This is a genomic window from Streptomyces sp. NPDC007856 (genome assembly GCF_042868225.1).
Lineage (GTDB): Bacteria > Actinomycetota > Actinomycetes > Streptomycetales > Streptomycetaceae > Streptomyces.
In genome coordinates, this window is record NZ_JBIAEC010000002.1 from 110,086 (window position 1) to 130,229 (window position 20,144).

The 20,144-nt window shown below is 71.7% G+C and carries 16 protein-coding genes; 4 read left to right on the plus strand and 12 right to left on the minus strand.

Annotation, left to right across the window (positions count from 1 at the left end):
- Positions 1-296: 296 nt before the first annotated feature.
- From ACFYOH_RS04935 to ACFYOH_RS04945, 3 genes are all read right to left on the minus strand, one after another.
- Positions 297-728 (minus strand): DoxX family protein, encoded by a 432-nt coding sequence (locus ACFYOH_RS04935; protein WP_388621273.1) that lies wholly within the window; start codon positions 726-728, stop codon positions 297-299.
- Between the two features lie 103 nt (positions 729-831).
- Entirely contained in the window at positions 832-1,527 is a 696-nt protein-coding gene (locus ACFYOH_RS04940) for a class I SAM-dependent methyltransferase (RefSeq protein WP_388621274.1), read from the minus strand.
- 88 nt (positions 1,528-1,615) lie between these two features.
- Positions 1,616-2,536, minus strand: coding sequence for an acyltransferase domain-containing protein (locus ACFYOH_RS04945; protein ID WP_388621276.1), 921 nt, complete (start codon positions 2,534-2,536; stop codon positions 1,616-1,618).
- Between the two features lie 86 nt (positions 2,537-2,622).
- Between ACFYOH_RS04945 and ACFYOH_RS04950 the strand changes: the two genes are divergently transcribed.
- Positions 2,623-2,919, plus strand: a complete 297-nt coding sequence (locus ACFYOH_RS04950) for a DUF6343 family protein (protein ID WP_388621278.1) — start codon at positions 2,623-2,625, stop codon at positions 2,917-2,919.
- A gap of 44 nt (positions 2,920-2,963) precedes the next feature.
- Here the strand turns inward: ACFYOH_RS04950 and ACFYOH_RS04955 are convergent, their stop codons facing one another.
- The 4 genes from ACFYOH_RS04955 to rpsA form a co-directional block, all read right to left on the minus strand.
- Positions 2,964-3,344 (minus strand): tetratricopeptide repeat protein, encoded by a 381-nt coding sequence (locus ACFYOH_RS04955; RefSeq protein WP_351800663.1) that lies wholly within the window; start codon positions 3,342-3,344, stop codon positions 2,964-2,966.
- Between the two features lie 60 nt (positions 3,345-3,404).
- A complete protein-coding gene (coaE, locus tag ACFYOH_RS04960; RefSeq protein WP_388621280.1) occupies positions 3,405-4,016 on the minus strand; it encodes a dephospho-CoA kinase in 612 nt (203 codons plus the stop codon).
- 45 nt (positions 4,017-4,061) lie between these two features.
- Positions 4,062-5,000 (minus strand): PAC2 family protein, encoded by a 939-nt coding sequence (locus tag ACFYOH_RS04965; protein WP_388621282.1) that lies wholly within the window; start codon positions 4,998-5,000, stop codon positions 4,062-4,064.
- A 216-nt stretch (positions 5,001-5,216) separates the two neighbouring features.
- Positions 5,217-6,707 (minus strand): 30S ribosomal protein S1, encoded by a 1,491-nt coding sequence (gene rpsA / locus ACFYOH_RS04970; protein WP_023551529.1) that lies wholly within the window; start codon positions 6,705-6,707, stop codon positions 5,217-5,219.
- Between the two features lie 365 nt (positions 6,708-7,072).
- Between rpsA and ACFYOH_RS04975 the strand changes: the two genes are divergently transcribed.
- Both ACFYOH_RS04975 and hrpB read left to right on the plus strand, forming a co-directional pair.
- Positions 7,073-7,930: a class I SAM-dependent methyltransferase gene (locus tag ACFYOH_RS04975; protein WP_388622314.1), complete on the plus strand. Its 858-nt coding sequence runs from the start codon at positions 7,073-7,075 to the stop codon at positions 7,928-7,930.
- Positions 7,931-7,978: 48 nt separating this feature from the next.
- Positions 7,979-10,504 (plus strand): ATP-dependent helicase HrpB, encoded by a 2,526-nt coding sequence (hrpB, locus tag ACFYOH_RS04980; RefSeq protein ID WP_388621284.1) that lies wholly within the window; start codon positions 7,979-7,981, stop codon positions 10,502-10,504.
- Here hrpB and ACFYOH_RS04985 read toward each other — a convergent pair.
- The 5 genes from ACFYOH_RS04985 to polA all read right to left on the minus strand — a co-directional run bounded on the left by ACFYOH_RS04985 (position 10,494) and on the right by polA (position 17,612).
- A complete protein-coding gene (locus tag ACFYOH_RS04985; RefSeq protein ID WP_388621286.1) occupies positions 10,494-11,486 on the minus strand; it encodes a DUF3068 domain-containing protein in 993 nt (330 codons plus the stop codon). The two genes, hrpB and ACFYOH_RS04985, sit on opposite strands and share 11 nt — an antisense overlap.
- A gap of 28 nt (positions 11,487-11,514) precedes the next feature.
- Positions 11,515-11,649: an SPW_0924 family protein gene (locus ACFYOH_RS04990; protein WP_153535049.1), complete on the minus strand. Its 135-nt coding sequence runs from the start codon at positions 11,647-11,649 to the stop codon at positions 11,515-11,517.
- A 164-nt stretch (positions 11,650-11,813) separates the two neighbouring features.
- On the minus strand, positions 11,814-13,526 hold the full coding sequence (locus ACFYOH_RS04995; protein WP_388621288.1) for a lytic murein transglycosylase: 1,713 nt from the start codon (positions 13,524-13,526) through the stop codon (positions 11,814-11,816).
- A 616-nt stretch (positions 13,527-14,142) separates the two neighbouring features.
- Complete coding sequence (locus tag ACFYOH_RS05000; RefSeq protein WP_388621289.1) at positions 14,143-14,598, minus strand: hypothetical protein; 456 nt, start codon at positions 14,596-14,598, stop codon at positions 14,143-14,145.
- Positions 14,599-14,885: 287 nt separating this feature from the next.
- Positions 14,886-17,612, minus strand: a complete 2,727-nt coding sequence (polA, locus tag ACFYOH_RS05005) for a DNA polymerase I (protein WP_388621291.1) — start codon at positions 17,610-17,612, stop codon at positions 14,886-14,888.
- A 179-nt stretch (positions 17,613-17,791) separates the two neighbouring features.
- On the opposite strand from polA, the gene ACFYOH_RS05010 reads away from it, so the two are divergent.
- The gene (locus tag ACFYOH_RS05010; RefSeq protein ID WP_388621292.1) at positions 17,792-20,104 is read left to right on the plus strand and encodes an FdhF/YdeP family oxidoreductase; all 2,313 of its coding nucleotides are present in this window, start codon (positions 17,792-17,794) and stop codon (positions 20,102-20,104) included.
- The last annotated feature ends 40 nt before the right edge of the window (positions 20,105-20,144 follow it).

Sequence of the window (20,144 nt, forward strand, 5' to 3'; positions counted from 1 at the left end):
CCACCCCACACGAACCGATCCGCACCGCCGCCCCGAACCCCACACCCAGCCGACACGGATCCGCACCCCACGCGACCGACAGGCGCCACCGGGAACAGCGACCCGCAAGCCCCACCCCACACGAACCGATCCGCACCGCCGCCCCGAACCCCACACCCAGCCGACACGGATCCGCACCCCACGCGACCGACAGGCGCCACCGGGAACGGTGACCCGAAAGCCGCACACCACAAAAACCGGTCCGCGCCGTCGGCCGACCCCCGTGGCCGGCCGACGGCGTCGGTGCCGTGCCCGGGTCACCGCCGTCGCAGCAACCGCAGCAGCTCCCCGTTGTGCTCGCGCCGGGCCCAGGCGATCAGGATGAGCGGCACCATCAGGATCAGCGGGGTCGCCGCGTTCTGGCCGTCGAAGACCGTGAGCTGGACGATGAACGCGCCCACCATCAGGGCGCTGAGCGCGATCGCCGCCAGGGACTGCAGCACGGGGACCAACAGCGCGACGGCTCCGGCGAGTTCGAGCGCGCCGATGGTGTACATGGCCCCGCTGCCCCAGCCGATCTTGTCGAAGGCCTCGACGGCCGAGGGGTGCGCGATGAGCTTGGGCAGCGCGCTCGCGATGCCGTAGAACAACGCGAGCAGCACCTGCACGGTCCGCAGCGCGACCCGGGCCGCGCGCCTGCGGCCGCTGAGGGAGCCGGTGGAGGTGACCGGAGCGGTGGTCTCGGACATGAGGGTCTCCTGGGGAAGCGGTGCCGATTGCCTTCACCGAGGTAGACCGGACAGGGTCCGGGAACTCATCGCTCTCGGGCCGCCCCGTCCGCCCGAGTGCCCGCTATGCCTTCGGCACCGCCCGCACCCAAATGCCGTCCGGTGTCAGATACGTGTCCACCTCCAGCCCCGCTTCCTCCAGTGCCGATTCGAACTGCTCCTTGGTCAGCGGCCGGGCCAGGAACGTGTGGGTCCAGTGCGCGTCCGGGAAGTCGTACTCGACATGGACCGAGTTCGCGCCGTTCCCGACCGGCTCCGAGGAGACGATCCGTACGGTGAAGCCGCTCGGGTCGACCCGCTCCCTGGGCACGTTCGTGTGGTAGTCCTCGCCCTCCCGCTGGATCAGCACGCAGCCGTCCTTTGCCACATGCCGGGCGCAGGTGCGCAGCAGGCCTCGGCGCACCCCCTCGTCACCGGCGTGCACGAGGAACGACGCGAGCATCACCACGTCGAACGTCTCGCCGCCCAGGTCCAGTTGCTCGATGGGGCCGCATATCGTGCGCGCCCCGCGGATCCGGCTCAGCATGTCGGCGGACTCGTCCACCGCCGTGACCGTGAAGCCGCGCTCGAGCAGGGGGTGGGTCATCCGGCCCACTCCGCTGCCCAGCTCCAGGATGTGCGCCCCGGCCGGTACGGCCCCGGCGATGATGTCCGGCTCGTCGCCCACCGGCAGCCGCTCGTACAGCTCGACCGCGCAGCCGTCCGGGGTGATCGCACCGGGTCCCGTGCCCTCGTATCCCTCACGCATTTCGACCGTCATGCCCGAACAACGGGCCGCCCTCGCACGGCCGTTCCCGTTCGCCGACAGTTCACCCGTTCGAGTTGCTTCGCGCTGTTCGACCCTGAGCTCAGCCCCACTGTCCGGCCGGCAACGGAAACCACCCGCGCCCGATGTACCAGTGGCCGCCCGCCCGCAGATGGTCCCCCACGGCCCGCTCCACGGACGTGCGGGCGGGCAGCTCCGCGGCCGGCAGGTCGGGGTCGCCGAAGACGAACTGGACGGGTTCGGTGTCGGCCGGCTCGGTGTCCACGCGAACGGTGCGGAACCGGTCCTGGAAGCGGACGATGTTGGAATCGGCCGGCAGGTACCGCTTCAACTGCGAGTCGAGCAGCCAGGAGTGGCACAGTGCGGCCACCGGCCGCTCCTCGGGGAAGTGGACGGCGAAGAACTCGCGGGCCCAGGTCAGTGAGCGATCGCAGGCGGACGGGGTCAGCGGGCCGTGGAAGTCGGGGATGTGCAGGTTCAAGCAGGGCGTGCCGGGGACGGCGTCCAGTCCGGCCGCCGCGAGCACGGGAGCCGAGCGCTGTCCGAGCCGAGCCCGCTCGAACTGCAGCCGGCCCAGCTGGTAGAGCTCGCCCCGGAAGTGACGGACGAGCCAGCTCCGCGACTGCACGCCGGTCGTGCCGTGCCGTCTGCGGTGCACGGCCATCTGACGGCCCAGGTCGGCCAGGGTGCGCCGGGAGACCTCGGGCGGGATGCCGCGTTCCCGGTGTCGGGCGAGGGTGTGCGGGACCGCGGCGACGAAGACGTACACGGGGAAGACACCGGTCAGCTCGGTCGGCGCCGCGTCGAAGAGTTCGCCGAGATCGGGTGGGTGGCCGCTCCCCTCGGGGCCGCGGAACAGCTCCTCGACGCACTCCTCCAGGAGTCTGAGCACTCCCGGGTCACCGGTCACCCGGCGCCGCCCGGCCACCAGACCGTTGATGTCCTCGTGCGGTATGGCCAGGTCGAGGAGCAGTCCGGGCAGGTCGTCGGCGTCCGGCAGCACGGGATCCCCCTTCGGCGAGCGACGGTCGAGCGCCGTTGGTGTACGTCGTCGCTGAAGAGTACGTTGCAAGCAGGAGTGGTGTTCCGATGCGTACGGGCAGTGAACCGGTGACCGCGCGCAGTGCTCTGCGGGCGCGGTTCTGGCTGTCCGTGTGGGGGCTGGTCTGGGCGGTCTTCGGCACGGTGGCGTTCACGCTCCTCGGGCGCCCCGGCTGGGCGGCGGCCTGCGGGGTGCTGTGGCTGGTGGTCACCATCGACATGGCCATGATCGTCAGACACATCCGGCAGGGCCCGCACTACCAGCCGGGGCGTGATGTGCCGCCGTACCGGCCGCCGGACAACGGACCGCCGTTCCCGGGCCCGCAGAGGCACCGGCATCCGTGATCGACCAGGCGCGGTCGGCCCCCGGTCACTCGGTGGCCGAAGGGTCAGTCGTCGAAGCGTGCCGCCTTCAGGTACTGCGGGTTCGGATCCAGCGCGGCGGCGAGACGGAAATGGCGTTTGGCCTGGTCGGGGCGGCCCTGGCGTTCGTAGGTGCGGGCCAGGGCGAAGTGCGCGAACGCGTTGTCCGGCTCGCGCTCCAGCACGATCGTGAACTCCAGCTCGGCGGGCCGCAGTTGTGCCGCGGCGAAGAACGCACGCGCGCGCAGCAGCCGGGCCGCGGTGTTCTCCGGGTGCGCGGCGATGACCGGGTCGAGCAGCTTCACCGCGCCCCGGGGGTCCCGTGAGTTGAGCAGATGCTCGGCTGCACGGAAGTCGATGACATGCGTCTCCGGCGTACGTCCGGTGGAACCGCTGGTCTCGGGCACGGCAGAGTCCTTCCCTCACTGCACGCTTTCAACGCCCGCGGGAGGGCCGCTATTCCGGCGCTACTCCGCGGTGCCCTCGCGCGCCCGCCGTACGAGGTCCTCCCACACCTCGGCGACGCGCTTGCGCAGCGCGTCCAGCGGGACGTCGTTGTCGATCACGATGTCCGCGATCTGTCTGCGCTGCTCGCGGGTCGCCTGCGCGGCCATACGCGCGCGTGCGTCCTCCTCGGTCATCCCGCGCAGCCGGACCAGCCGGTCGAGCTGGGTCTCGGTGCTCGCGTCCACGACGACCACGAGGTCGTACAGCGGCGCCAGGCCGTTCTCCGTGAGGAGGGGGACGTCGTGGATCACCACGGCGTCGGCGGCCGCGGTCTCCTCCAGCTCGCGGGAGCGGGCGCCCACCAAGGGGTGCACGATCGAGTTGAGGACGGCGAGTTTCTCCGGGTCGGAGAAGACGATCGAGCCCAGTCTGGGCCGGTCCAGGCTGCCGTCCGCGGTGAGGACGCCCTCGCCGAAGGCGTCGACCACGGCGGCGAGGCCGGGGGTGCCCGGCGCCACGACCTCGCGCGCGATGCGGTCCGCGTCGATCAGCACGGCACCGTGCTCCACGAGCAGCCGTGACACCTCGCTCTTGCCGGCGCCGATCCCACCGGTCAGGCCCACCTTCAGCATGTCCGGAAGCTTAGGCCCTGCCACTGACAGCGGGCCCGGCGGAGGTCAGTTCTCGCCTTCCCGCTCCGCCAGGAACCGCTCGAACTCGCGCCCGATCTCGTCGGCGGACGGGATGTCCACCGACTCGGCGAGCATGTTGCCCCGGGTCTCCGCGCCCGCGGCGGCGTCGTACTGGTGCTCCAGGCCATGGACGAGCGCGGTGAGTTCCTCGTCGCCCTCCTGGATCTGCCGGTCGATCTCCGTCTGGGTGCGGTACGCGTCCGTGCGCAGCGAGTGCGCGACGCCCGGGAGCACCAGCCCGGTGGCGGCCGTGACGGCCTCCAGGACGGTCAGGGCGGCGTCCGGGTACGGCGAGCGCGCGATGTAGTGCGGGACGTGCGCGGCGACGCCCAGGACGTCGTGCCCGGCCTCCATCAGGCGGTACTCCACCAGCGACTCGGCGCTGCCGGGCACCTGCGCCTCCTCGAAGGGGCTGCGGTGGCCCGGGACGAGGTCGGTGCGGTTGCCGTGCGGGGTGAGATCCACCGGGCGGGTGTGCGGGACGCCCATGGGGATGCCGTGGAAGTTCACGGAGAGGCGGACGCCGAGCCGCTCCACGATCTGCCGTACGGCCGCCGCGAACCGCTCCCACTCCACGTCCGGCTCGGGCCCGGAGAGCAGCAGGAAGGGGGCACCCGTGGTGTCCTGGACGAGGCGGACCTCGATGGCCGGGACCTCGTAGTCGGTCCAGCGGTCCCGCTTGAAGGTCAGCAGGGGCCGGCGGGCCCGGTAGTCCACGAGCCGGTCGTGGTCGAAACGGGCGACGAGCTGGTGGGGCAGTGAGTCGAGCAGCCGGTCGACGATCTGGTCGCCGGTCTCGCCCGCGTCGATGTATCCGTCGAAGTGGTAGAGCATGACAAGGCCGGCCGACTCCTGGGCGAGCGCCATGTCGACGACGGCGAGGCCCTTCGGCTCCCATGCGTACAAACCCTGCGGATCAAGCACTGTGACCGCTCCTCCTCGTGTTCCTCAGGGTCAACGCCCCCTGGAACGCGGTCATTCCCGCGACACGCCGCTGATCAGCGATCTCACGGACGGCAAGCCACGAGGAACCCGCACGCGAAGAGCGAACGGACAGCCACCCAAAAACGCCTGAGGGGCCGCACCTCGAAAGGTGCGGCCCCTCAGAGCCGGCTATCGGCTAAGCCCAGCGGCTGGCGTTCAGCTCTGGCCGCCGGCGAGCTTCTCGCGCAGCGCGGCCAGCGCCTCGTCCGAGGCCAGCGCACCGGAGGTGTCCGCGCCCTCGGAGGAGTACGAACCGCCGGTCGCGGCCGGAGCCGCAGCCTCGCCGCCCTCGGCCGCGGCAGCGGCGTCGGCCTCGCGGGACTTGATGACCTGCTGCTGGTGCTGCTCGAAGCGGGCCTGCGCCTCGGCGTACTGGCGCTCCCACTCCTCGCGCTGCTTCTCGTAGCCCGGCAGCCAGTCGTTGGTCTCCGGGTCGAAGCCCTCGGGGTAGATGTAGTTGCCCTGGTCGTCGTAGGACGCGGCCATGCCGTACAGGGTCGGGTCGAACTCGACCGACGCCGGGTCGGCACCGAAGGACTCGTTGGCCTGCTTCAGGGACAGCGAGATCCGGCGACGCTCGAGGTCGATGTCGATGACCTTGACGAAGATCTCGTCGTTGACCTGGACGACCTGCTCCGGGATCTCCACGTGGCGCTCGGCCAGCTCGGAGATGTGGACCAGACCCTCGATGCCCTCGTCCACGCGGACGAACGCACCGAACGGAACCAGCTTCGTGACCTTACCGGGCACGACCTGGCCGATCTGGTGGGTGCGGGCGAACTGCTGCCACGGGTCTTCCTGGGTCGCCTTCAGCGACAGGGAGACGCGCTCGCGGTCCATGTCGACGTCGAGAACCTCGACGGTGACCTCCTGGCCGACCTCGACGACCTCGGACGGGTGGTCGATGTGCTTCCAGGACAGCTCGGAGACGTGGACCAGACCGTCGACGCCACCCAGGTCCACGAAGGCACCGAAGTTGACGATCGAGGAGACCACACCGGAGCGGACCTGACCCTTCTGAAGGGTCGTGAGGAACGTCTGGCGGACCTCGGACTGGGTCTGCTCGAGCCAGGCGCGGCGGGACAGGACCACGTTGTTGCGGTTCTTGTCCAGCTCGATGATCTTCGCCTCGAGCTCCTTGCCGACGTACGGCTGGAGGTCGCGGACGCGGCGCATCTCGACCAGCGAGGCCGGGAGGAAGCCGCGGAGGCCGATGTCGAGGATGAGACCACCCTTGACGACCTCGATGACGGTACCGGTGACGATGCCGTCCTCTTCCTTGATCTTCTCGATGGTGCCCCAGGCACGCTCGTACTGGGCGCGCTTCTTCGAGAGGATCAGGCGGCCTTCCTTGTCCTCCTTCTGGAGGACCAGGGCCTCGATCTCGTCGCCGACGGCCACGACCTCGTTCGGGTCGACGTCGTGCTTGATCGAGAGCTCGCGGCTCGGGATGACACCTTCGGTCTTGTAACCGATGTCGAGCAGGACCTCGTCCCGGTCGACCTTCACGATGACGCCGTCGACGATGTCGCCGTCGTTGAAGTACTTGATCGTCTCGTCGATCGCTGCGAGGAAGGCTTCCTCGTTACCGATGTCGTTGACCGCTACCTGCGGGGTGGTGGCGGTGGTCTCGGTGCTGCTCGTCATGTGGGAAAGGGCTCCGGTACGGACATTGAAGTCGTAGGTACTGCTTACGCCGGGAGCCCGTTTCGCTCTGCAGAAGCCGGACAGCCAAGGAAGCGCCCCACCAGATACTGGTGACGGCGCCTCGACAACCGAGGGGACATACAACAGATGCGAGCGCAGCCTGCTACGTCTGAGGAGCGCAGGCCCGCAGCGCAACTTGTAGCATACGGGGGCAGCCGGACATGGTCAATGCGCGAAGGCGCACACCCGGGGCGGATCGCCGCATAACCGGCAGAAGAAGCGTCCTTTGAGGCGAGGCAGGCCTGTGGGACCGCCTCCGTGTCGGACCCTGGCGGGTTGGACGGAAGAGTACGACGAGGGAGCCGATCATCCAAGAGCCGGAAGCGTATGAGCCCGAGGGACCCGAGGGGTTCGAGCCGGAGGCGACACGCCGTGACGCGGGTGTCGCGGAGAGCGCACGGGCCAATCGGGGCTGGTGGGACCGCAACGCGGACGAGTACCAGGTCGAGCACGGCACGTTCCTCGGCGACGACCGCTTCGTGTGGGGTCCGGAGGGCCTGGACGAGGTGGAGGCCGAGCTGCTCGGCCCGCCGGAGGAGCTGAAGGGCAAGGAGGTCCTGGAGATCGGCGCGGGCGCGGCGCAGTGCGCGCGCTGGCTGGCCGCGCAGGGGGCCCGCCCGGTGGCCCTGGACCTCTCGCACCGCCAGCTGCAGCACGCGCTGCGCATCGGCGGATCGTTTCCGCTGGTCTGTGCCGACGCCGGCGCGCTGCCCTTCGCGGACGGCTCCTTCGATCTGGCCTGCTCCGCCTACGGGGCGCTGCCCTTCGTCGCCGACCCGCGGCTGGTGCTGCGCGAGGTGCACCGGGTGCTGCGGCCGGGCGGCCGGTTCGTCTTCTCGGTGACGCACCCGATCCGCTGGGCGTTCCCGGACGAGCCGGGCCCCGAGGGTCTGTCCGTGTCGTCCTCCTACTTCGACCGCACGCCCTACGTGGAGCAGGACGAGCAGGGCAGCGCGGTCTACGTCGAGCACCACAGGACGCTCGGCGACCGGGTCCGGGACATCGTGGCCTCCGGTTTCCGCCTGGTGGACCTGGTGGAGCCGGAGTGGCCGGCCTGGAACACCGCGGAGTGGGGCGGCTGGTCCCCGCTGCGGGGCCGTCTGATCCCGGGGACGGCGATCTTCGTGTGCGAGCGGGACCAGGCGCTCGGCGGGATCGCCTAACGCACGCGCGTGTGAAGAGCGTTTCGGGCGGCGTACGACACTGGGGTCGTGATCCGTTACGACGCCCTGGACGCGCTGCCCGTGCGCTCGGCTCTGCCCGCCCTGGCCGAGGCCCTGGAGGACGGCGGCACCGCCGTGCTCGTGGCGCCGCCCGGCACCGGCAAGACGACGCTGGTGCCGCTCGTGCTGGCGGGGCTGGTCGGGGGCGGGCCCGCGCGGCGGGTCGTGGTGGCGGAACCGCGCCGGATCGCGGCACGGGCGGCGGCCCGGCGGATGGCGTGGCTGCTGGGCGAGAAGCCGGGCGACAGCGTCGGCTTCACGGTGCGCGGCGAGCGCCTCGTGGGGCGGCACACGCGCGTGGAGGTCGTGACGACCGGTGTGCTGCTGCAGCGACTGCAGCGCGATCAGGAGCTGGCCGGCGTCGACGTCGTCGTGCTGGACGAGTGCCACGAGCGGCATCTGGACGCCGACACGGTGGCCGCGTTCCTGTGGGACGTACGGCAGACCCTGCGACCGGAGCTGCGGCTGGTGGCCGCGTCGGCGACGACCGACGCCGAGGGCTGGGCGCGGCTGCTGGGCGGAGCGCCCGTGGTCGAGGCGGAGGGCACCGCGCATCCGGTGGAGATCGTGTGGGCGCCTCCGGTGCGTCCGGTACGGCCGCCGCACGGGATGCGGGTCGATCCGGCGTTGCCGGCGCATGTGGCCTCGGTGGTGCGGCGGGCGCTGGCCGAGCGGGACGGGGACGTGCTGTGCTTCCTGCCCGGTGTGGGGGAGATCGCGCGCGTGGCGGGGCAACTGGGCGATGTCGGGGACGTGGACGTGCTCCAGGTGCACGGGCGGGCGCCGGCCGCCGTGCAGGACGCGGTGCTGTCGCCCGCGGGGCGGCGCCGGGTGGTGCTGGCGACCTCGGTGGCGGAGTCCTCGCTGACGGTGCCCGGGGTGCGCGTGGTGGTGGACTCGGGGCTGGCGCGGGAGCCGCGGGTGGACCACGCGCGCGGGCTGAGCGGGCTGACGACGGTACGGGCGTCGCGGGCGGCCGGCCGGCAGCGGGCGGGGCGGGCCGGACGGGAGGCGCCGGGGGCGGTGTACCGGTGCTGGTCCGAGGCCGAGGACGGGCGTCTGCCGGCGTTTCCGGCGCCGGAGATCAGGGTGGCCGACCTGACCGCGTTCGCCCTGCAAGCGGCCTGCTGGGGCGATCCGGACGCCTCCGGTCTCGCGTTGCTCGATCCTCCGCCGGGTGGCGCGATGGCGGCGGCCCGCTCCGCGTTGACGGCGGTGGGCGCGGTGGACTCCGTCGGCCGGGCCACGTCGGTGGGTGTGCGGCTGGCTCGGCTGGGGGTGCACCCTCGGTTGGGGCGGGCACTGGTGGACACCGGTGGCGGGGGTGCGGAGGTCGTCGCGCTGCTCTCCGAAGAGGTGCCGCGGGATTACGGGGAGGATCTCGCCGTTGCGTTGCGTCGTGCGCGGCGTGCGGGTGACGCCTATGCGGGGCGGTGGGCTGCGGAGGTACGGCGGCTGCGGGCCGTCTCACAGGAGTTTTCCGACCCCCTCGCCCGTGGCCGTCAGGCGGAAGGTGCCCTTGAGGTCGGACCGGGTACCGGTGATGAGCGGCTCGCCGGGGTCGTCGCCGCGCTCGCCTTTCCCGAGCGGGTGGCCAAGCGCGACGGTGGGTCGTATCTGATGGCATCCGGCACGCGGGCCGAGTTGAGCGATGGGTCGGCGTTGCGGGGAGCATCCTGGATCGTCGTCGCCGTGGCCGATCGGCCCTCCGGTACGGGCCACGCGCGCGTGCGGCTCGGAGCCGCCGTCGACGAGGGTGTGGCACTCGCCGCCGCCGGGACTCTGCGCGCCGAGCGGGACGAGGTCCACTGGGCCGACGGCGACGTCGTAGCCCGGCGTGTCGAGCGGATCGGCGCCATCGAGCTGGCCGTACGGCCGCTGAAGGACGCCGATCCGGCACTCGTACGCGGGGCCCTGCTCGAAGGACTGCGGCAGGAAGGGCTCGGGGTGCTGCGGTGGACGCCCGACGCCGAATCGCTTCGGCAGCGGCTCGCGTTCTTGCGGGCGCATCTCGGTGAGCCATGGCCGGACGTGTCCGGCGACTCGCTGCACGCGCGCGTGGACGACTGGCTGGAGCCGGAGCTGAGCCGGGCCCGGCGGCGGGCCGATCTCGGCCGGATCGACGCCGGGCAGGCGCTGACGCGACTGCTGCCGTGGGCGACCGGCGAAGCGGCACGGCTGGAGGAGCTGGCACCGGAGCGGATCACCGTGCCGAGTGGGTCCAGAATCCGGATCGACTATCGGGATCCGGAGCGGCCCGTCCTCGCCGTGAAGCTGCAGGAGATGTTCGGCCTGCGCGAGACGCCGGCCGTCGCCGGGGTGCCGCTGCTCGTGCATCTGCTCTCCCCCGCCGGGCGGCCCGCCGCCGTCACGGCCGACCTCGCCTCCTTCTGGCGGGACGGCTACCGGGGCGTCCGGGCCGAGCTGCGCGGGCGGTATCCGAAGCATCCGTGGCCCGAGGACCCGGCGACCGCCGAGCCCACCCGGCACACCAACGCGCGGCTCAGGCGCTGACCGGTTCGGGTTCGGCCGGTTCGGTGGGCGCCGGGTCCTGGGGGCGGCGGGCCCTGGCCTCCAGGCAGAGGGACAGGGCCAGGAGCAGGACTCCCGCGGCCAGGGAGCCCCAGGGGACGTACGAGGTGAGCGTCAGCACCAGGGTGCGGTTGTGCTTGACCAGGGCGACCGTGTGCTCGATGTAGTCCTCGCGCATCTTCACGTCCCCGGCGAACGCGGTGACCCTGTCCCGGCCGCCGAGCAGGGTGCCGCCGCGCAGTTCCTCCTTGTGGAGTTCCTCGCCGTAGACGGGCGCGCCGGTGACGGGTTCGACCCAGAACCTGCGGACCGTGCTGTACCAGCGGGTGGTGCCCGTCTTGGCGACCGACTCCGGCGTGATGCCCTGGACGGGCATGGTCTTCGGCATGGGGACCTTGGTCCAGGGGATGGTCTGCTCGAAGTAGTAGACCTTCAGGCCGCGGAAGGTCCGGGTGCCCTTGTAGTGGATGGGGCTGGTGGTGCGGGTCTGGGCGTCGAAGTACTCGTAGTCGCGTTTCTCGGTCAGGAAGGGCCACTTGAACTCGATGCCCTGGCGGGTGACGGGGTCGCCGTCGACCATCTCGCCGGTGGCGTGCACGGGGTCCTGGCTGTGGGCGTCGAAGATGTAGCGCTCGGGGACCTTGGAGACCATCCTGCCGTCGGGGCCCTGGACGTAGGAGAGGCTGTCCCAGACGACGACCGGCCGGCCCGCCGTCCTCTCGATCTTCTTCGCGGCCGCCACGTCGCCCTTGAGGGTCTGCACGATGGTGACCTGGGAGACCTTCCTCGCGCGCATGGTGCCGTAGTCGAGGAGGGTGGCGCCCTTGGCCTCCAGGACCATGTCCTGGTACTGGTTCGCGGGGATCCTGGCCAGGCGCGGGAAGGCGTACCAGCGCATGAGCGGGGACAGCGCCGCGCAGAAGACGGCGCAGGCGAGCAGGACCAGGCTTGCCTTGCGGCGCATGGAAGGCCTCCCTCCCGGACGGGCGCGGCTAGGGGTGCGAGGGCACCGTCGTCAGCAGCGGCTTGGGGGATGTCCGGCCCGTCGGCGTACCCATGGCGGTCATCGCCAGGACCAGGGCGAGCGCGAGGGCCAGACCGGTCGCGGCGGCGATCAGGGCGCGCATACGGGCCTCCCGGCGGACGGTCGTGTCCCCATGGGTTCCTGATGGGGCGTCAGGTTCGGCACCGTAGCAACGGGCGGGTGAGATGAGAACAGCGGTGCACGCACGAACGAGGGCGCCCTCCCCGCCTGTGCGGAGAGGGCGCCCTCGCGTGATGCCGGTCGTACTCAGGAAGAGGCGGACGGGCTCGGGGACGGGCTCGGCGAGGAGTCGGCGGCGGCGACCTTCAGTTCGACGGTGAGCGTCGCTCCACCGGCGGTGGTGATGCGGAGCAGGAAGGTGCCGGTGGTGTCGTCCGCGTACAGCTTCGGCAGGGTCAGCAGGCCCTTGTCATCCGTCTGGAGGCCGGTGAGGGTGCGAATGGGCTTGCCGTCGGCGTCCTTGAAGTACGGGCCCTTGTCGTTCTCGGTGGCGTCGGTGTCGGACTTGATGAGGGTGGCGGTGGCCGCGACCTTGTCCGCGACGGAGCCTTTGTACGTCGCCTTCAGCTGGACCTGGTCGGCGAACTCGCCGCCCGGAGTGCAGGTCAGCGGAGTGTCGCTGGTGCGGGCCAGGGTGTCGGCGGCGCGCTCGGTGACGGTGGCCGAGTAGCCGAGGCCCGTGACGGTGCGGCCTACGACGGTGGCCATGACCCTGAAGTCGCCGGTCTTCTCGCCCGCTTGGAGGGCCGGTGCGAGGGCGACGCCCTTGGCGTCGGTGGCGACCGTGGCCACGGTCTCGCCGCCGGCGAAGGTGGCGTCGGTGTCACCGGTGATGGTGAACCGGATCCTGACCTTGGCGACGGCCTTGCCGGCCTTGGTCTCGGCGCGGGTGCCGATCTGGTCGGTGAAGGCATGCCCGGCCATCGCGGTGAGCTTGGCGGTGCCCGCGTCCTGCAGGTGGTCCACGGTGTCGGTGGGGGTCTGCGGGGGCTTCGGCGGGGCCGGCGGCTTCGGCGGGGTCGGGCTGGGGCTCCCCTGCCCGGGCGTGCTGGGCTTCGGGGCGGGCTTGGTCTTCGGCGCCTTCGAGTGCTTCGGGGAGTTGGCGCGCGGGGTGCCGTCGTCGCTGCGGTGGGTGGGCACACTGCCGGTGCCGTCGGGCACGGAGTGGGTGCCCTTGCGGTAGTACTCCAGCCACGACAGGACGGTGTTCAGATAGTCCTGCGAGTTGTTGTAGCTGAGGATCGCGCTGTGCAGGTCGTCCTCGCGCGAGAGATCCCAGCCGTTGCGGCACAGGTAGTGGCCGGCGGCGAGGGCGGCGTCGTAGACGTTGTTGGGGTCCTTCTTGCCGTCGCCGTTGCCGTCGCGGCCTGCCCAGGCCCAGGTCGACGGGATGAACTGCATGGGGCCGACGGCCTGGTCGTACTCGGTGTTGCCGTCGTAGAGGCCGTGGTCGGTGTCCTTGATGAGCGCGAAGCCGTTGCCGTCGAGCGCCGGGCCCAGGATCCGGCCGATCGTGGTGCCGTCGGCGTCGACCCGGCCGCCGCTGGCCTGGCCCGACTCGACCTTGCCGATCGCGGCGAGCAGCTGCCAGGGCAGATTGCAGCCGGGCTTGGCGGACCGCAGTTCGGCCTCGGCCTTCTTGTAGGCGTCGAGGACCGTCGCCGGGATGCCGGCCTCGGCGTCGCCCTGGGCGACCGGGGTGCCGGTGGCGCTCGGCGAGGGGCTGGGATTCGGGCTGTTCAGCGGCGGCAGGTCCGTGTAGTACGGCGAGTTGCCGGTGGCGTTGCCGTCGGAGGTCGCCTCGGGCACGGGGGCGGAGGCGCCGGCCGTCGACTGTCTGCCGTGGTCCTCGCCGGGCACTCCCGGAGCCTGGGACGCGGACAGAGCCGCGACCGCCGCCGCGGCCACGGCGGTGGTCGCCGCCCCCTTGCGCAGCCGCCTTCCGAAATGCGCCGCCATCGAGTGAACCCCTCCTGTGGACTGCGTGAGTCCTTCTCCGTCTGTCTGCCTCGCACTGGTGTGACGGTTGACCCGGTGTTCCGGTTGCCCCTGTGGCGTCCTTCCATCCGTGCGACGGTGTTCGGCGGTGTGCCTGCCAGGCACACCGCAGGTGACCCTACGACAACTTGCTTGAGGTCGGGACCCGTTCCCGCCCGTTTTCACCGGTTGGCCAACTCCTGTTGTCGCGTACGCCCCACAAGCGGGTACCGGTCACGCTCGGCCATGCGGCGGCCGTTCGTGCCACGCGCCCGACATGCCCTGCCAAGCGACGAGTGTCCTGTCGGGTGGCAGGGAAGGGCACGTCCGCCAACCGCTCCTCGCGCTGCTGCCCCGGGGTCGGCACGGACGGCCGGCCGTGGTGCCACGCTGCGGTGTGGCACGCACGCGTGCACGCGGGGTCACGGTGGTGCGGAGGTACGTCTCCGCGGACGCGGCTGGTTCCGGCCGGCGGGGGCTGTGCACTGGCCGAGGCGGCGCGCCGCTGGGCGCTCATGGGTGCGCCGGAGCGGCCGTGGGATCCGGCGCCCACCGTGCGGCTTCGACGGGCGCCGGGCCGGTCCGTAAGCCGTCGCGATCAGGGGCCGGCGTCGGGGTCCGGTTCCGGACGGCCCTGGGCGTCTCGGTGATCGCGTTGATCGCGGTGATCCAGGTGATCCCGATGGGATGGCCGGTGCGGGCCGGGAGCGGCCGGCCGGTCGGTGAGGGACGCGACGAAGACGGTGAGGGTGCGCCGGGGGCGCGGTCTCGGGATCGCGGTGAGCGCGAGGGCGAGATAGCCGCGGGCGAGGTCGGCCCACTGGCGCCAGTCGGGGGCGCGGTCCACGGGGGCGGTCAGGGCGGTGAGTCTGTACCGGAGGTTCGTGGCGGCCCTGTGGACGGTCGCGGTCAGCTCGACGGGGATGCGGGCGGTGCTTGCGTCGGCCGCGAAGGCCGGGACCGGCGAGGCGGGCATGGCCTGCGCCGAGGCGGCGTCCGCCCAGGCCCGGGTGTCTGCCTCGGGCGTCCGGCGGTGAAGCATGCGTATACCCATGCCCGCAGTTTTGCGGCTGTGGGGGTGGGGGGCGTTTTGGCAGGGGCCACGTGAGTGACGGAGCCCTGCGGGGGTTCTGCCGACGTGCTCTGTGTGGGTGCCGGGTTCCTGTGCTGGTGAGGCGGGGCGCGGCGTGGACTGCGGTGGGTTCGGCACCGCCGGAGCGTGCCGGTGGGGCTGGGCGCCGTTGCGGTGGCGGAGGGGGCGTTGCGGCCGGGTCTTGGCTGCAACGCCCCCCCTCCGCCCGGGCGGCGCAGGCTGATGCCCCTCCGCCCGGGCGCCGCAGGCTAGTGCGCTGCCGACTCCCAGTCCGGGCCGACGCCGACCGAGACGTCCAGCGGGGCTCGGAGGTCGACGGCGTTGGACATCTCGTGGCGGACGATCCGCTCGGCCGCCGCGCGCTCGCCGGGGGCGATCTCCAGGACGATTTCGTCGTGGACCTGCAGGAGCATGCGGGACTTCAGGTCCGCTGCCCGCAGGGCGCTGTCCACCTTCAGCATGGCGATCTTGACGATGTCGGCGGCCGTGCCCTGGATGGGTGCGTTGAGGGCCATGCGCTCGGCGGCCTCCCGGCGCTGACGGTTGTCGCTGTTGAGGTCGGGGAGGTAGCGGCGGCGGCCGAAGAGGGTCGCCGTGTAGCCCGTCGCCCGCGCCTCGTCGACCGCCCGGCGGAGGTAGTCCCGGACGCCGCCGAAGCGCTCGAAGTAGGCGTCCATCAGGGCGCGCGCCTCGGCCGCCTCGATGTTCAGCTGCTGGGAGAGGCCGAAGGCGGAGAGGCCGTAGGCCAGGCCGTACGACATCGCCTTGATCTTGCGGCGCATCTCCGCGTCCACCGCGGTCGGCTCGACGCCGAACACCTGGGAGGCGGCCGTGGTGTGCAGGTCCTCGCCGGAGGTGAACGCCCGGATCAGGCCCTCGTCCTCGGAGAGGTGGGCCATCACGCGCAGCTCGATCTGGCTGTAGTCGGCGGTCATCAGGGACTCGAAGCCCTCGCCGACCACGAAGCCGCGGCGGATCGCCCTGCCCTCGTCGGTGCGGACCGGGATGTTCTGGAGGTTCGGGTCCGTGGAGGACAGGCGGCCGGTCGCGGCCACCGTCTGGTTGAACGTGGTGTGGATACGGCCGTCGCCCGCGATCGTCTTGATCAGGCCCTCGACCGTGACCCGCAGCTTCGCCTGCTCGCGGTGGCGGAGCATGATCACCGGCAGTTCGTTGTCGGTCTGGGCGGCGAGCCAGGCCAGCGCGTCGGCGTCCGTGGTGTAGCCGGTCTTGGTCTTCTTCGTCTTCGGCAGGGCCAGCTCGCCGAAGAGGACCTCCTGGAGCTGCTTGGGCGAGCCCAGGTTGAACTCGTGGCCGGCGGCCGCGTGCGCCTCCTTCACGGCCTGCTGCACGGCGCCCGCGAACGTCTGCTCCATCGCCTCCAGGTGCGCGCGGTCCGCCGCGATGCCGTGGCGCTCCATGCGGGCGAGCAGGGCGGAGGTGGGCAGCTCCATGTCGCGCAGGAGGTCGGCCGCGCCGACCTCCTCCAGGCGGGTGCCGAAGGCCTCACCGAGGTCGAGGACCGCGCGGGCCTGGATCATCAGGGCCTCGGCCTCGGCGCCGTCGTCCGCGCCGAAGGCGAGCTGGCCGTCGGCCGCGGCGGCGGGCGCCAGCTCGCGGTGCAGATACTCCAGGGACAGCGCGTCCAGGTCGAAGGAGCGACGGCCCGGCTTGACCAGGTAGGCGGCGAGCGCGGTGTCCATGGTCACGCCCTCGACGGACCAGCCGTGCTCGGCGAGGACGCGCATGGCGCCCTTGGCGTTGTGGAACACCTTGGAGCGGCCGGCGTCGGCCAGCCAGGCCGCGAACGCGTTCTCGTCGGCCTCGTCCAGCTCGGCCGGGTCGAACCAGGCCGCCGCTCCCCCGGCCGCCGCCAGGGCGATCTCGGCGACCGAGCCGGTGCCCAGCGCCCAGGTGTCGACGGTGGCGACGCCCAGGGTCTCGGCGCCGTGCTCGGCGAGCCAGGGGGCCAGCTCGCCGGTGCGCAGGATCTTGCCGTCCAGCTCCACGCCGTCGGTGGTGATCGGCGTGACCTCGGCCTCCTCGGCGCCGGGGTCGACGGCGAAGAGACGCTCGCGCAGGGACGGGTTGCGGATCTCCAGGGTGTCCAGGACCATCGTGACGGCCTTGCGGTCGTACGCGGCCCGCTCCAGGTCGGCGACCGCCTTGGGCAGCTCGACCTCCCGCTCCAGCTCGGTGAGGACGCGGTTGAGCTTGACCGACTCCAGGTGGTCGCGGAGGTTCTGCCCGGCCTTGCCCTTGACCTCGTCGACCCGCTCGACCAGCTCCGCGAACGAACCGAACTGGTTGATCCACTTCGCCGCGGTCTTCTCGCCGACGCCGGGGATGCCGGGGAGGTTGTCGGACGGGTCGCCGCGCAGGGCCGCGAAGTCCGGGTACTGGGCGGGCGTCAAACCGTACTTCTCGAAAACCTTCTCCGGGGTGAACCGGGTCAGCTCCGAGACGCCCTTGGTCGGGTAGAGCACGGTGATGTGGTCGGTGACCAGCTGGAAGGAGTCGCGGTCGCCCGTGACGATCAGCACCTCGAAGCCCTCGGCCTCGGCCTGGGTGGCGAGGGTGGCGATGACGTCGTCCGCCTCATACCCCTCCACGGCGAAGCGGGGCGCTTGCATCGCGTCGAGGAGCTCGCCGATCAGCTCCACCTGGCCCTTGAACTCGTCCGGGGTCTTGGAGCGGTTCGCCTTGTACTCGGTGAACCGCTCGGAGCGCCAGGTCTTGCGCGAGACGTCGAAGGCCACGGCGAAGTGCGTGGGTGCCTCGTCACGCAGGGTGTTGGCCAGCATCGACGCGAAGCCGTAGATCGCGTTCGTCGGCTGGCCGGTCGCGGTCGTGAAGTTCTCCGCGGGCAGCGCGAAGAACGCGCGGTAGGCCAGCGAGTGCCCGTCCATGAGCATCAGCCGGGGACGGGTACCGCCGGGGGTCTGGTCGGTCTTCTTCGATGCTGTCTCTGCCACGTCCCCGATCCTGCCACGCCGCACTGACACTCCGGTCCGGGACCGAGTGGAGGGCTGCGCAGGGTTGCCCTCGGTCACCGGGAGTGCCGGTGTTCTCGTATGCCCTCGGGGACGGTTGTCGGTGGCCCGTGGGAGGATCGGCACCGTACTTCTCACACGCAGTCGAAGGGGAGCGTGCGATGGCGACGAAGCCGCCCAAGGGTGATCCGGTTCAGGACGCGCCGCAGGTCGCGGAGCCGAAGCACGCGGCGGCGGGGCTGCCCGCCATCGGGCACACGCTGCGCATCGCCCAGCAGCAGATGGGCGTGCGGCGCACGGCGCTGACCCTGCTGCGGGTGAACCAGAAGGACGGCTTCGACTGCCCGGGCTGCGCCTGGCCGGAGCCCGAGCACCGGCACAAGGCGGAGTTCTGCGAGAACGGCGCGAAGGCGGTGGCCGAGGAGGCCACCCTGCGCCGGGTCACCCCGGAGTTCTTCGCCGCGCACTCCGTGGCCGACCTGGCGACGAGGAGCGGGTACTGGCTGGGGCAGCAGGGCCGGCTGACACACCCCATGTATCTCGCCGAGGGCGGCACGCACTACGAGCCGGTCGGCTGGGAGCGCGCCTTCGACATCGTCGCCGAGGAGATCACCGCCCTCTCCTCCCCCGACGAGGCCGTCTTCTACACCTCGGGCCGCACCAGCAACGAGGCCGCGTTCCTGTACCAGCTCTTCGCCCGCGAGTTGGGCACGAACAACCTCCCGGACTGCTCCAACATGTGCCACGAGTCGTCCGGGTCGGCGCTCAGCGAGACCATCGGCATCGGCAAGGGCAGCGTCCTGCTGGAGGACCTCCACAAGGCCGACCTGATCATCGTCGCGGGGCAGAACCCGGGGACGAACCATCCGCGCATGCTCTCCGCCCTGGAGAAGGCCAAGGCGAACGGCGCGAGGATCATCAGCGTCAATCCGCTGCCCGAGGCCGGCCTGGAGCGGTTCAAGAACCCGCAGACCCCGCAGGGCCTGCTGAAGGGCGCCGCCCTCACCGATCTGTTCCTGCAGATCCGCATCGGCGGCGACCAGGCCCTCTTCCGCCTCCTCAACAAGCTCATCCTGGAGACGGAGGGCGCGGTCGACGAGGACTTCGTCCGTGAGCACACCCACGGCTTCGAGGAGTTCGCCGAGGTCGCGCGCGCCGCCGACTGGGACGAGACCCTGAAGGCGACGGGCCTCACGCGCGCGGAGATCGAGCAGGCCCTCGGCATGGCGCTCGCCTCGAAGCGCACCATCGTCTGCTGGGCCATGGGCCTCACCCAGCACAAGCACGCCGTCCCGACCATCCGCGAGGTGGTCAACTTCCTGCTGCTGCGCGGCAACATCGGCCGGCCGGGCGCGGGCGTGTGCCCGGTGCGCGGACACAGCAACGTCCAGGGCGACCGCACGATGGGCATCTTCGAGCGGCCCGCGCCCGCCTTCCTGGACGCGCTGGAGAAGGAGTTCGGGTTCGCATCGCCGCGCGAGCACGGCTTCGACGTCGTACGGGCCATCCGCGCGCTGCGCGACGGCGAGGCGAAGGTGTTCTTCGCCATGGGCGGCAACTTCGTCTCCGCCTCCCCCGACACCGAGGTCACCGAGGCCGCGATGCGCCGGGCGCGGCTGACGGTGCACGTGTCGACCAAGCTCAACCGCTCGCACGCCGTCACGGGCGCGCGGGCGCTGATCCTGCCCACGCTGGGCCGCACCGAGCGGGACCTGCAGGCGAGCGGCGAGCAGTTCGTGACCGTCGAGGACTCGATGGGCATGGTGCACGCCTCGCGCGGGCGGCTGGCGCCGGCGAGCCCGCGGCTGAGGTCCGAGCCCGCGATCATCTGCGGCCTCGCGCGCCGCGTGCTCGGCGAGAGCAGCGTCGTGCCGTGGGAGGAGTTCGAGAAGGACTACGCCACGATCCGTGACCGCATCGCGCGCGTGGTCCCCGGCTTCCAGGACTTCAACGCGCGCGTGGCCCGGCCGGGCGGCTTCGCCCTGCCGCACGCCCCGCGCGACGAGCGCCGCTTCCCGACCGCCACCGGCAAGGCCAACTTCACGGCGGCGCCGGTGGAGTACCCCGAACTGCCCGAGGGCCGGCTGCTGCTGCAGACCCTGCGCTCGCACGACCAGTACAACACCACGATCTACGGCCTGGACGACCGCTACCGGGGCATCACGGGCGGCCGCCGGGTGGTGCTGGTGCACCCCGAGGACGCGCGGGCGCTCGGGTTCGCCGAGGGGTCGTACGTCGACCTGGTGAGCGAGTGGAAGGACGGCGTGGAGCGGCGGGCGCCCGGTTTCCGCATCGTGCACTACCCGACGACCCGGGGCTGCGCGGCGGCGTACTACCCGGAGACGAACGTCCTGGTCCCGCTCGACGCGACCGCCGACACCAGCAACACCCCGGCCAGCAAGTCCGTGGTCGTACGTCTCGAAGGTCACACCGCGCAGGCGGAGGCCCGTCTGGAACAATCGGCGACCGACTGAGCGTTTGCTCAGCCAGCAGACAGCCGCAGCAGCCAGCTGT

Excerpts from the sequence above, each read along its gene's own strand:
- ACFYOH_RS04935 (WP_388621273.1), bottom strand. The coding sequence starts at position 728 with ATGTCCGAGACCACCGCTCCGGTCACCTCCACCGGCTCCCTCAGCGGC.
- ACFYOH_RS04940 (WP_388621274.1), bottom strand. The coding sequence starts at position 1,527 with ATGACGGTCGAAATGCGTGAGGGATACGAGGGCACGGGACCCGGTGCG.
- ACFYOH_RS04950 (WP_388621278.1), top strand. The coding sequence starts at position 2,623 with ATGCGTACGGGCAGTGAACCGGTGACCGCGCGCAGTGCTCTGCGGGCG.
- coaE (WP_388621280.1), bottom strand. The coding sequence starts at position 4,016 with ATGCTGAAGGTGGGCCTGACCGGTGGGATCGGCGCCGGCAAGAGCGAG.
- rpsA (WP_023551529.1), bottom strand. The coding sequence starts at position 6,707 with ATGACGAGCAGCACCGAGACCACCGCCACCACCCCGCAGGTAGCGGTC.
- ACFYOH_RS04985 (WP_388621286.1), bottom strand. The coding sequence starts at position 11,486 with ATGCGCCGCAAGGCAAGCCTGGTCCTGCTCGCCTGCGCCGTCTTCTGC.
- ACFYOH_RS04990 (WP_153535049.1), bottom strand. The coding sequence starts at position 11,649 with ATGCGCGCCCTGATCGCCGCCGCGACCGGTCTGGCCCTCGCGCTCGCC.
- ACFYOH_RS04995 (WP_388621288.1), bottom strand. The coding sequence starts at position 13,526 with ATGGCGGCGCATTTCGGAAGGCGGCTGCGCAAGGGGGCGGCGACCACC.
- ACFYOH_RS05000 (WP_388621289.1), bottom strand. The coding sequence starts at position 14,598 with ATGGGTATACGCATGCTTCACCGCCGGACGCCCGAGGCAGACACCCGG.
- ACFYOH_RS05010 (WP_388621292.1), top strand. The coding sequence starts at position 17,792 with ATGGCGACGAAGCCGCCCAAGGGTGATCCGGTTCAGGACGCGCCGCAG.